This is a genomic window from Endozoicomonas euniceicola (genome assembly GCF_025562755.1).
In the GTDB taxonomy this organism is placed as follows: Bacteria; Pseudomonadota; Gammaproteobacteria; order Pseudomonadales; family Endozoicomonadaceae; genus Endozoicomonas_A; species Endozoicomonas_A euniceicola.
Window position 1 is genome coordinate 5005179 of the sequence record NZ_CP103300.1, and the last position, 13178, is coordinate 5018356.

Consider the following 13178-nt stretch of genomic DNA (forward strand, 5'->3'; position numbering starts at 1 on the left):
AAGATATTCTTTGGTGGGATATAAAAATCACTGTCTGGCAGTTGCTACCAGACAGCATGGATAGAAAACAACCTTGATTGCCAACTTAATGGTGTATCTGTCAAAACGCTGATAGATACACAATTAAGTTGGCAATTACTATGTCTTGCAAGCCCCTGATATGTATAGCTTTAAAACAACTGTTTGAACATTGTAAACACATTTAAGTTGGCAATTAGCTTTAGAGCTATACGGTTAAGAAGTCTGCTTTTTGTTACAAAATAAAAATATCAATAAAAACAACCGGTTGCATCGTATTTTTTGTATCTTTTGCGTGAGCATTCGGTGACTCCTATAGTCTAAGCCCCCACCCATTCTTCTCAGAGCGATTTTTTGCACACGACATAAAAGTGAGCTGATAAAAACCTGTGCTCCAAAACTTGGAGTCCAAACCATCGCTTCAAGAAGTATGAATTTCATCAGCTCACTTAACCAACAGCTTCAGCTCTATCAAAAAAAGGAGGGCAAATTAGAATCGAATAGTCAGGATCCATATCCACCCTGAGTAATGGAGCAACTTGCCCTACCTCCTACCGTTATTCCTGTCCCATCGTCATTGAGGTAGCTGGTCGGTTTACGGGTCTTATTGACTAACATCAACACCCCCTACAATTCCATTCGATACAGTGATGTGGTTATAGCTATTTGTACTTACAGGGACACTTTGGTAATGAGCACAACTATGCAAAGTGGTTCAGCCTCTCAGGCTGATTCCATATCGGGTGAAAAACTACTAAACGTCAAACTTATTCCTTTTCTGGTTATTCTGGGTGTTGCCCTGATCGCCTGGTTCATAGCTCCACCCGAAGGCTTAACGCTGCCAGCCTACAGAACAGCGATAATTTTTATCTCACTGATTGCCTCTATCGTTGCCAATGTACTTCCAACCGGTGCCATCGCTATTATTGGTATTGCTGTCTACGCCGTTTTACGAGCTGGTGGAGAGGCTACCGCCGCTGCTGCGATTGCAACTCCGGTTAGTTCTCTCAGTAACCTGCTGATCTGGATGATCGTGATTGCTTTCATGATTGCCAGGGCCTTTTCCAAAACAGGCCTGGGTCGCAGAATAGCTTTATTGCTGCTCAGTAAGTTTGGCAAGTCTACCCTCCATATTGCCTATTGTCTGGGTTTGGCTGATTATATTATTGCCCCCGTCACACCCAGTAATACCGCGCGTGCTGCTATTGTCTCCCCTATCGCGGACTCCCTTGCTAAAACCATCAATGATAAAGACAGCAAGCTGGGCATGTTTTTCATGTCTTGCTGTAGTGCCATGAATGATGCGTCAGCAGTCGCATTCCTTACAGGCTTTGCAGGAAATCTGGCTTTGGCCGGAATCGGCGCGTCAGTGTTGGGCATTGAGTTAACCTTTTCGTCCTGGATAATGTATCTGCTGGTTCCATCTTTGGCACTGCTATTGATCATGCCTTACATCCTCTACAAAGTGATTCATCCAGAAACCCGGGATACGCCAGAAGCCCGTCTGTTTGCCAGAGAAGAACTAAAAAAAATGGGTGCAACCTCATTTGCCGAGAAAAAGTTATTGTGTGTTTTTGCAGCATTGTTAGTGATGTGGATTGGCGGAGCTTCTCTCGGCCTGCACTCTACCACTTCTGCGATGGTTGGACTGTCACTTCTGCTTTTGACCGGAGTGCTAACCTGGGAGGATATTAAAGCTGAGAGAGGCGCCTGGGATACGCTGGTCTGGTTTGCTGTATTAATGGGAATGGCCGGACAACTGAAAACGCTTGGGTTCACAGGCTGGGTAGGCGACAATGTTTCAGACATTATCAGTGCCGGTGTTGGAAATTCCGGAGCTACTGTCGTGCTGTTACTGATGATGACATTCTATCTTTTTACCGCTTATTTCTTTGCCTCAGGAACCGCAAAAGTGGTCGCACTGGCACCTGTTATCCTTGGCTCTCTGGTATCTCTGGGCGTAAGTCCGATGCTAGCGTTGTTGGCAGTAGCAGGCATCACGAATATTGGCTGCAACCTTACAACCTACAGTCATGCCCGTAACCCATTATTGATGGGTTACGGTTACCACAACACTAATGACTGGATGAAGATTGGGTTGGTGATTGCTATTGTCGGTGCCGCTATCTTTATGGCTGTTGGCTTTACGTGGTGGGCCATTCTCGGTCTGTAACTGGATTTTGTGGCTGCCGGTAAGCGGCCACCATTTTTTCAAATGGCACAGACAGGCTTTCAGTTGAGGCAGGTTGGTGCCTTTACCGCTGCAACTTACACATTTGGCTTTCTTTGCGCCTATGTTGAGAAGATTATGAACAGCTTCTCAGGGAAGCTGTTCATTTTGACTGGAATATGCAGCATACCAAGATACCTGCAACTTGCGTTCAGGTGGTGTGAGTTATAAAAACTCTTCGCATGAAGGACAGACAACATTGGATAGCTGCTCGGCCCGAGTCCGGTGATAAGTCCACCGTGGGCCGTTTTTGTAAAGATCAGTTTTGCACGAGTAACAAATAGTCTTTACGCTAAGCAGGTTGCATGAGTAGCACTTAATGGTCCATCTGTCACTACCTGCTTTCGTTGGGTGATACTGCACAGTTAATTTTCCATATTCAGCATTCCCGCATGAGATACAGCTCATATTGTGCCAGTCAGGTGAGGCTTTTCTATTATTGTTTCCTTGCAAAATAGCTGCATTTTTCTGCAAGAATGAACCAATCAACCTTTGAACATGTTGCAGCGTGCCCATATAAGTTAGCGAGGGGCTAAGAAAGACTGCACCGTGTCTGTGGTTGTTGGTTTGACCAAAATCACAGTCTAACCCCCAATCCAGCGGTGAAGTTCGAGTCGAAATGACGTTCGGAGTCGGGTGGAGGATGTAGACGGAATTATTTTCTCCTTCACTGTAATCCTTTTTTTCGTATAGTTCGGTAATCAGTTCTTGCAGATAACGCTCAGACATCTCTCCCCGGAATTTGGCATCCATGACTATACGAGATGATTTTTCCCTATCCCAATTCCAATGACCTGGATTCTCATTTGGTACATAATTTTTAGAAATAAGGTCAATAACAAAATCGGGTCGCTTTCCAGAGGCAAGCACCTTTTCGTAAGTCAGTAGAAGAGATTGTTGTCGGTCTGCAGCTTCAAACCGTATTTCTACATCATGTTTTTTTTGAAGTACGGCAGTTACAAGTACTTGCTGCCATCCAGACGTCATATTGAAACCGTAAGTCTGGCTCAAGACCTTAATGATTTGTAATAGGCACCATTTCTCGTAAAGATTTGAAACATTGACAAGGCCCATATTGTCGATGGTCATTAGAGCATTGAGAGTCGACTCGTTCATGCCATCCATGGTTGTTATTTTCTTGAACAGACTTTTGGCTGCAGCATAAGATGGATTTTGGATAAAAATCATGCTGTTTGGACAACTTGAGCGCTTCTTAACTTTATGGGCTTTAAAAAAAGCTGCAGCTTGAGTTAAAGGTTGTGAGAGTTGAGGGATTTTATCGAAAAATTTATCAGATTGTTGCTGCAACTTTTCAAGCAAATCAATTTTTTTTGCTGCAACTTCTCGCTCTGTTTTCCGCTCCTGAAGTTCATCTGTATCAAGAGGTACAACCCAGTTATCGGCTGCAAGTTCCTGTCTTCGCTCTTCCAGGCGTTGTATCTCTGACAGGTAAGGATGCTGTACGATGAAGACACCAGAGACCTGTGAAAATGTTATCTCATAATATGGTCTTCCATTTCTACTGGTAAGCTTTTGCCAAAAAAAATTACCGGTGATTGAAATTTCAGTACGTTTTAACTCTTTTTCCTCAATATCAGCAAGGCAAGGAAGACTCACAACGAGATAGGAGTTATCGTCTTGTTGGAAGTCGGCACCATTCCATCGCTTCCCAAAAAATGATCGTTGCTTGCCGCCATAATTACCATTAAATAAAAATTGATGTGTGCCAAACTCAATGTTGTATTCATGGTGGTTTGGTATAAATTGTTCACCAATGAAACCATGGCAATTGTCATTCAGTGCAGCCATATCTTGCTGTAATTTGGCAATTTCACTGTCAATAACACGATGATCGATCTGCCTGTGTGCCATATCACGGTTATCATCTAGCCATTTTTTCTCCTGCTGGATACGCAATGAACACATTTTGGTTTGCGCACTAGCGGTAGTTTTAAGGGCTTTTAAAAGATAGCGAACCCGTTCCACGCAGTAGTGTACATATCGATTTTCCGCAGTGTCATAACTTTCGATACTGGCTCTACTGGTCAGCTCTTTAGCATGGGGTTTGATGGCATATTCCCTAAATGTACGGGGGACAGGTCGTACCGATCGTAATGGCTTCGCCTTCTGGACTTCAGAGAGAGTCATGCCAGGCTTTTTTGTTATATTTGTCACGTGCTGAGCAAAGTCATGAAAAAGTTTTAAAACTTCAAGATCCAGATAGTTCGGTACCTCCCTTGCGACACCAGCTTTGACTGCGCTGTTGCTATCCAGGATCAGCATCCAGAGGTTATTTTTGAAGTCAGCCAGGTAGTGCTCAAGCTCTTCAACTGTAAAGTTAAAGGTGTTGTTCTTCAGTGAAATTTTTTGTTGTTGAGCAACTAATTCAACACGGCCAGCTGTGCGGTATAACTCGCTCAGATAACGCTTGTGTTTTTTATCCCAGCCACTGTTTTGAATCCACCAAACCTCTTTGGTCCCGGGTACTTTGACAGGAAGTAGTTCCTCCTTCTTGCCGTTTTCAAGTTGGAAATAGGGGGGGTGCAAAGTCTGACGAGCTGTTACGCGGACTCCGATGGTGTGGTATAGGTGAGGAAACGTACACGTTTCCACCTGCCATCCGGTCTCCGTTTGCTCTATGTTCAGCGCGTCATTGCAAGCCTCAACCTTGAGAGCCTCACTGGGAGACTCCCAGGTAACATTCAGGTATTTTATTTCTACTGGAGTCATTATCGTGACCAATAATTCACCAGCCAATCGTTGGACTCGGCGTTACTGATAACCTGGTCAAGTTCTGCAATGCATGAATCGCTACCATCTAAACCGCCAAGAGTGTTCAGGGCTTCTGCGAGATAATCCCGCATTCTTAATAGCTTGTCTTTGCGAGTGATTTCAGCTTCAATGGCTTTTTCACCATCAAACATCAGTTTTGGCAAAACCTTGTGCAAAACGATGTTATTGAGGATAAGTGCATCAGATTCTGTAAATGGCTGCATGGCAGATTCATAGCCCCGGGCTTGACGTATGGTACGCATACCAAACTCAATTCCCAGTGGAACAAGGAATTCGCGTGTTAGGTGAGTCAGTGTTTGAACGAGTTTGTCATTGCGATCGAACACCGGGTATTGTGTACGGATTCCCATAGCAGAAGCGGGTAGGGAAATTGGCAAATCCATATCCAAATTGAATTCTTCGATTTCTGCCTCAATCTGACCCCAGTTTGACAATAGAGGGCTTGAAAAACGCATTATATGGGCGCGATCAAGAATCTTTGGTGAGAGATAATGAGTGGTTTCATCAACGTTAATCGCACCAATAATACGAACGTTAGCAGGGAGGCGAATCTTTGATGGCGTTGCCAGGTAGCTACTCATTAACTTACGAAGCTGGCCGTGGTATTTCAGTAAGGAATCTCCTTCCCGGAATCCACACAGTTCATGCAATTTACTATTTAGCGATTCATCCCGAAGAATATCCAGAAAGCTGACCAGGTCAGCCCTGTCAAGCTTATCTTTGGCTTCATCAACCAGAGCCAGGAAATTACGAGCCTCACTGACCAGATGAGTCGCCTCGGTATCAGAGTACAGTGTGATTTCGGGGGCTTCGCCCCGCTCTTCCATCAGGCTGAGGAAATCGGCAAAGTAGTACTCCACTCGTGCCAGGTTCATTTCATCAAGGCATATGAAATAAGGGGTTTCAGGGTGTCGGGCTGCTTCAAACAGTGCGTCCAGAAACTGTGTAGCAAGATACTTCTGTTCAAGTGGGTTGTAGTACCCCAATAAGTCTTCAGCGCTAGTCCAGTTTGGTTTAACAGGAATAATTACATGCTTTCCACCCACTGCCCTGGCAAATGATTTAATCAGATTGGTTTTACCAGAACCTGAGTCACCTGCCAGAACAATCAGGTCGTGGGTCGTGAGTAGTGCAAAGAAGTCTTCAAGCACCTTGCGCTGATAGACAATTCCCTGCTGCCACATAAAAGCCTGAATATAGCTGATGGCCTTTGCTGGATTTGCATTAAATATCTCGGCAAAATCATGGCCTTCACGCTTCAGGTCAACGACCTGCTTCCCCAGCATATTATCGATATCCTGTTGTTCAATCAGGTCAAGGTCTCGCAACATTTGTGCTTTTTGCTTGATGAAGTTATTTAAGGTGTCCAATTGGTTTACCATGATTTTTTTCTGTGATTGAAACTCGGCTATTGCATGAGTGTGCATTGTGTGAGTTTCATCCATTTGATTCTTAATCTCTTTGAGTTTGTTTCTTTTCTTTGTGATATCTTCGCTTAATTTTTTGTCTTTCTCTTTGGTCTCATTAATGTATGCCTGCTGCTGCTCTATCTCTGATTGCAGACTTTCGGCTTCAGCTGTCAGCTTCTCTTGCTGCTGCTCTATCTCTGATTGCAGGCTTTCAGCCTCAGCTGTCAATTTCTCTTGTTGCTGCTCTAGCTTAGATTTTAAACTTTCAGATTCGGCAGATAGTTCAGCTTGGTGCTGCTGATGTTCTGTCAGCATCTTTGTTCGCAGGGCATCGCCTTCTTTAATAATGTCTTTAACAATGCGCTCTTGGTGTTTTTGATAGCAGATATCCAAAAGCCAGCTTTCAAGTGCAGGTCCATCTTCGGTCCGGTGAATATCAGGCCTGAGGCTTTTTGGAATCAATTCCAAAATGCGTAAGCCGCCTTCTGTAGCTTTCAACCCAAAAGGGTTGTTGTGTTTCTTTCGTTCAAGTTTTGGAGATAGTTCAACAAGTGCTATTACCCACTGACCACTTCTAAGCCCTGATGCTGAGCCGACAAAAACCGTTTGGCGAACATCAGAATAATCAAGAGGATATGCCAGAGACTCACCTGTATGAATGTTTTTGATGTTCTCCAATACGAAAAAGTCACTCTTGGGTCCGGAGATTGCAGTCAGCTGACCTATGACTTCAAATTTTTCATCACTAAGGTAACCCCACTCCTCTTTAAGCAGCAGAAGGAGGCTGGAGTCAGAGTACTCTTTTAACTCTGTGAGGGTATATTTTCCTGTAAAAGCTTTTTTGCTCACATTTTCCTCATGGGGTTAACGTTTGGGTAATATTCTCAAGCACTTCCTGAAGACTTTAGCCCCAATGATTACGCCCTGTAATCTTGCTTATGGAGGGGCATGATAATTACCAGTTCATAGGTGGTAAATAAAGGAAAACCACTTTCTGGTTTGCAGATACTCAAAAGCTAGTCTCTGTTCAAAAAAAGGCAGCCCTTGAGCCACCCGGTATGTAGCGAACTGATCACCTTGAAAATGACGTAAAAATTGCACATTTTTTCCCCAAGCCTATGGAATGTGATGCAAAGCAGTAGGTAAGGTGACTGTGCCTCTATTGTCACCCATGTATGTAATGACAAACTTCCTGCAATGAAGTCAGAAACACCGGCCATGCAAGCCTACGACCAAGCTGTTGTTTCCGTCGGTAAAATCCTCTCTCAAACCATCCAATACGAAACAGACATGAAACGATGAGCTGCGAAAGTTAATTTTTCTTAGTAAGATTTCTCTCCTGTCGTTGACTGCGCTGTTTAGAGGTAATAATGCGCTTGAGAAATATGCTGTTAAGTTTGATTTATAAAGGCCAAGGCGTAGAACAGAGTGCTGAGCGGGCAGCTGTCAGGTATCACAAAGCCGCAGAGCAGGGGGATGTCGATGCTCAAAACAGCTTGGGTTTTATGTATAAAGATGGCGAAGGCGTAAAGCAAAGTGATGAGCAGGCCGCAGTCTGGTTTCGTAAGGCTGCAGAGCAGGGGGATGTCGATGCTCAAAACATCTTGGGTTTTATGTATAAAGATGGCGAAGGCGTAAAGCAAAGTGACGAGCAGGCCGCAGTCTGGTTTCGCAAGGCTGCAGAGCAGGGGGATGCAGTTGCTCAGTTCAGGCTGGGTTTAATGTATAAAGATGGCGAAGGCGTAAAGCAAAGTGATGATCAGGCCGCAGTCTGGTTTCGCAAGGCTGCAGAGCAGGGGGATGCAGCTGCTCAGTTCAGGCTGGGTTTAATGTATAAAGATGGCGAAAGCGTAAAGCAAAGTGACGAGCAGGCCGCAGTCTGGTTTCGCAAGGCTGCTGAGCAAGGGTATGCAGATGCACAGTTCAGTCTGGGCACCATGTATAAAAAAGGCCAAGGCGTAAAGCAGAATAACACGCAGGCTGCTGACTGGTATCGCAAGGCCGCAGAGCAAGGGTATGCAGATGCACAGTTCAGTCTGGGCACCATGTATAAAAAAGGCCAAGGCGGAAAGCAGAATAACATGCAGGCTGCTAACTGGTACCGAAAGGCCGCAGAGCAAGGGCATGCAGATGCACAGTTCAGTCTGGGCACTATGCATAATAAAAAAGGTCAAGGTGTAAAGCGGAATAACACGCAGGCTGCTGACTGGTATCGCAAGGCCGCAGAGCAAGGGCATGCAGATGCACAGTTCAGTCTGGGCGTCATGTATAAAAAAGGCCAAGGTGTAAAGCAGAATAACACGCAGGCTGCTGACTGGTACCGCAAGGCCGCAGAGCAAGGGCATGCAGATGCACAGTTCAGTCTGGGCGCCATGTATAAAAAAGGCCAAGGTGTAAAGCAGAATAACACGCAGGCTGCTGACTGGTATCGCAAGGCCGCAGAGCAAGGGCATGCAGATGCACAGTTCAGTCTGGGCGCCATGTATAAAAAAGGCCAAGGTGTAAAGCAGAATAACACGCAGGCTGCTGACTGGTATCGCAAGGCCGCAGAGCAAGGGCATGTAGTTGCTCAGTTCAAGCTGGGTTTCATGTATGACAAAGGCGAAGGTGTAAAACAGAGTGGCGAGCAGGCTGTTGCCTGGTATCGCAAGGCCGCAGAGCAAGGGGTCGCAGCTGCCCAGTTCAGGCTGGGTTTAATGTATAAAGATGGCGAAGGCGTAAAACAGAGTGGCGAACAGGCTGCTGTCTGCTTTCGTAAGGCCGCAGAGCAGGGGTATGCAGATGCACAGTTCAGCCTGGGTGACATGTATGACAATGGTGGCAAAGGTCGCGGCGTAAAACTGAGTCACGAGCAGGCTGCTGTCTGGTATCGCAAGGCCGCAGAGCAAGGGCATGCAGAAGCTCAGTACAGACTGGGCTGCCTACGCGAAGAGGATTGGGATGATGATTGGGATGATGATTACGATGTTGAATCGGTATGGCAGGATGACGAGCAGGCCGCTGCCTGGTATCGCAAGGCCGCAGAGCAGGGGCATGCGAAAGCTCAGTATAATCTGGGCTTCATGTATTACTATGGCCGCGGTGTAGAACAGAGCAACGAGCAGACCGCTGTCTGGTATCGCAAGGCAGCAGAGCAGGGGCATGCAGATGCACAGCTCGGACTGGGTGACATGTATGAGAAAGGCGAAGGTATAGAGCAGAGTGACGAGCAGGCCGCTGTCTGGTATCGCAAGGCCGCAGAACAGGGTGATGCCAATATTCAATGGGCCCTGGGTTCAATTTATTGCGCCTTGGGTTTAATTTATAAAGATGGCAAAGGCGTAAAACAAAGTGACGAGCAAGCCGCTGTCTGGTATCGCAAGGCCGCAGAGCAGGGGGATGTCGGTGCTCAATACAAATTGGGCTTAATGTACAAAAATGGCGAGGGCGTAAAACAAAGTGACGAGCAGGCCGTAGTCTGGTTCCGCAAGGCCGCAGGCTGGCTCGACAAGCCCGAAGGGGTGGAGGAGGAGGGCGATGCTGGTGCCCAATACAACCTGGGTCTCATGTATGCCCGCGGCCGCGGCGTAAAGCAGAGTGACTTGACTGCCATGCTCTGGTACCAAAAAGCCGCTGAGCAGGGGAATGCAGATGCAGCGTTCAGTCTGGGCACCGTGTATAAAAAAGGCCAAGGTGTAATGCCGTGTAATACGGAGGCTGTTAAATGGTATCGCAAGGCCGCACAGCAAGGGCATGCAGTTGCTCAGTTCAACCTGGGCTTCATGTATGACAAAGGCGAAGGCGTAAAACAGAGTGATGAGCAGGCCGCTGTCTGGTATCGCAAGGCCGCAGAGCAGGGGGATGCAGATGCACAGTTTGATTACGATGGCTGCAGTGATGAGCATGACTATGACTGGGACGAGGAGGATGCTTACTGGGACGAGGACGAGGACGAGGAGGACTATGACTGGGACGAGGAGGACGCTGAACGGGAGGATAAGTACTTTGTCAGGGATCGCAAGGCTGCCGAGCAGGGGGATGTCTATGCTCAATACACTTTGGGTGAAAGGTATGAATATGGCCACGATGTAGAACAGAGTGACGAGCAGGCCGCTGTCTGGTATCGCAAGGCCGCTGAGCAGGGAAATGTCCTTGCTCAGTTCAGGCTGGGTTTTATTTATAAAGATGGTGAAGGCGTAAAGCAAAGTGACGAGCAGGCCGCTGTTTGGTTTCATAAGGCCGCAGAGCAGGGTGATGTCGATGCTCAGTACAATCTGGGCCTGATGTATGCCCGCGGCCAAGGCTTAAAGCAGTGTAACGAGCAGTCCGCTGCCTGGTATCGCAAGGCCGCAGAGCAGGGGAATGCAAATGCACAGTTCAAACTGGGCTCCATGTATGACAATGGCTGCGGCGTAAAACAGAGTGCCGAACACGCCGTTGTCTGGTATTGCAAGGCCGCAGAGCAGGGGAGTGCAGTTGCTCAGTTCAACCTGGGCTTCATGTATGACAAGGGTCGCGGCATAAAACCGAGTGACGAGCAGGCCGTTGTCTGGTATCGCAAGGCCGCTGAGCAGTGGAATGCATGTGCACAGTACAACCTGGGTCTCATGTGTGCCCGTGGCCGCAGCGTAAAGCAGAGTGACGAGCAAGCCGCTGACTGGTTTCGCAAGGCCGCAGGGCAGGGGAATGCAGCTGCTCAGTTCAGTCTGGGCACCATGTATAAAAAAGGCCGAGGCGTAAAGCAAAGTGACGAGCAGGCCGCTGTCTGGTTCAGCAAGGCCGCAGAGCAGGGGTATGCAGATGCACAGTTCAGCCTGGGCCTTATGTATGCCCGAGGTCAAGGTTTAAAGCAGAGTGACGAGCAGGCCGCTGACTGGTTTTGCAAGGCCGCTGTCTGCTATCGCAAGGCCGCAGAGCAGGGTGATGTCGATGCTCAGTTCAACCTGGGCACTATGTATAAAAAAGGCCAAGGCGTAAAGCAGAGTGATGAGCAGGCCGCTGACTGGTTTTGCAAGGCCGCTGTCTGGTATTGCAAAGCCGCAGAGCAGGGGAATGCAGATGCACAGTTCAACTTGGGTGCCATGTATGACAATGGCGAAGGTGTAAAGCAGAGTGACGAGCAGGCCGCTGCCTGGTTCAACAAGGCCGCAGAGCAGGGGCATGCTGGTGCTCAGTACAATCTGGGCCTCATGTGTGCCAGTGGCCGCGGCGTAAAACAGAGTGACGAGCAGGCCGTTGTCTGGTTTCGCAAGGCCGATGGGCAGGGGAATGCAGCTGCTCAGTACAACCTGGGCCTCATGTGTGCCAGTGGCCGCGGCGTAAAACAGAGCGACGAGCAGGCCGCTGTTTGGTTTCGCAAGGCCGCTGAGAAGGGGGATGCAGATGCACAGTTCGATCTGGGCTTGATGTATGAAAATCGCGAAGGTGCAAAACAGAGTGGCGAGCAGTACGATGCCAGAGATGTCTTATGGGGCGAGCGGGACGTTGCCAGGTATCACAAGGTCGCAGAGCAGGGGCATGCAGATGCACAGTTCAGGCTTGGTTCACTGTATGAAGATGGCCGCGGCGTAAAAAGTGACAAGCAGGCCGCTGCCTGGTATCGCAAGGCCGCAGAGCAGGGGCATGCAGATGCACAGTTCAACCTGGGTTCCATGTATGAAGATGGTTGCGGCGTAAAACAGAGTGACATGCAAGCCACTGCCTGGTATCGCAAGGCCGCAGAGCAGGGGCATGCAGATGCACAGTTCAACCTGGGCTTCATGTATGACAAGGGCTACGGCGTAAGGAGTGACGAGCAGGCTGCTGGCTGGTATCGCAAGGCCGCAGAGCAGGGGCATGCAGATGCACAGTTCAGGCTTGGTTCACTGTATGAAGATGGCCTCGGCGTAGAGAGTAACGAGCAGGCTGCTGACTGGTATCGCAAGGCCGCAGAGCAGGGGCATGCAGATGCACAGTTCAAACTGGGCTTTATGTATTACTGTGACAAGATTCACGCCGTAAAGAGTGACGAGCAGGCTGCTGTCTGGTATCGCAAGGCCGCTGAGCAGGGGCATTCAGCTGCACAGTCATGGCTTGGTTCACTGTATCGTGCTAGTCGTAGTGTAGAGCAGAGTGACGAGCAATCCGATGTGTGGTGTCGCAAGGCCGCAGAGCAGGGGCATGCAGGTGCACAGTTCTGTCTGGGCACCATGTATAAAAAAGGCCAAGGCGTAAAAAAAAGTTATGAGCAGGCCGCTGCCTGGTATCGCAAGGCCGCAGAGCAGGGGCATGCAGATGCACAGTTTTGCCTGAGCACCATGTATAAAAAAGGTCAAGGCGTAGGGAAAAGTTACAAGCATGCTGCTGTCTGGTATCGCAAGGCCGCAGAGCAGGGGCATGCAGATGCACAGTTTAAACTGGGCTACATGTATGACAATGGCCGCGGCGAGCATAAACGTTACAAGCAGGCTGCTGTCTGGTATCGCAAGGCCGCAGAGCAGGGGCATGCAGATGCACAGTTAAGACTGGGCTTAATGTATGACAAAGGCGAAGGTATAGAGCAGAGTGACGAGCAGGCCGTTGTCTGGTATCGAAAGGCCGCAGAGCAGGGGCATGCAGATGCACAGTTCAGACTGGGCTTAGGGGAGTGGCATAACAAACTTTACCGGAGTATCTTTCCTGCTTACTCCCTCTGTGATTGATTGTGAACGTCATGTCCAGCGTTAATGTCACCCCTGAATGCAAACACCTCATTATACTTGCTGCTAAAA

The 13178-nt window shown here is 48.1% G+C and carries 4 protein-coding genes; 2 read left to right on the forward strand and 2 right to left on the reverse strand.

Annotated elements, in window-relative coordinates; all coding sequences use genetic code 11:
* Nucleotides 1–709: 709 nt before the first annotated feature.
* Nucleotides 710–2191, forward strand: coding sequence for an anion permease (locus NX720_RS20295; protein ID WP_262597067.1), 1482 nt, complete (start codon nt 710–712; stop codon nt 2189–2191).
* Nucleotides 2192–2413: 222 nt separating this feature from the next.
* Here NX720_RS20295 and NX720_RS20300 read toward each other — a convergent pair whose 3' ends face one another.
* Complete coding sequence (locus NX720_RS20300; protein ID WP_262597068.1) at nt 2414–5005, reverse strand: restriction endonuclease-like protein; 2592 nt, start codon at nt 5003–5005, stop codon at nt 2414–2416.
* A complete protein-coding gene (locus NX720_RS20305) occupies nt 4978–7299 on the reverse strand; it encodes an McrB family protein (RefSeq protein ID WP_262597069.1) in 2322 nt (773 codons plus the stop codon). Before NX720_RS20305 ends, NX720_RS20300 begins: the two co-directional genes overlap by 28 nt.
* Nucleotides 7300–7835: 536 nt before the next feature.
* Between NX720_RS20305 and NX720_RS20310 the strand changes: the two genes are divergently transcribed.
* Nucleotides 7836–13109 carry an SEL1-like repeat protein gene (locus NX720_RS20310; protein WP_262597071.1) on the forward strand — a complete coding sequence of 1758 codons (5274 nt, stop codon included), beginning with the start codon at nt 7836–7838 and terminating at the stop codon, nt 13107–13109.
* The last annotated feature ends 69 nt before the right edge of the window (nt 13110–13178 follow it).

Coding starts and splice junctions, on each gene's coding strand:
- NX720_RS20295 (WP_262597067.1), top strand. CDS start 710: ATGAGCACAACTATGCAAAGTGGTTCAGCCTCTCAGGCTGATTCCATA.
- NX720_RS20310 (WP_262597071.1), top strand. CDS start 7,836: ATGCTGTTAAGTTTGATTTATAAAGGCCAAGGCGTAGAACAGAGTGCT.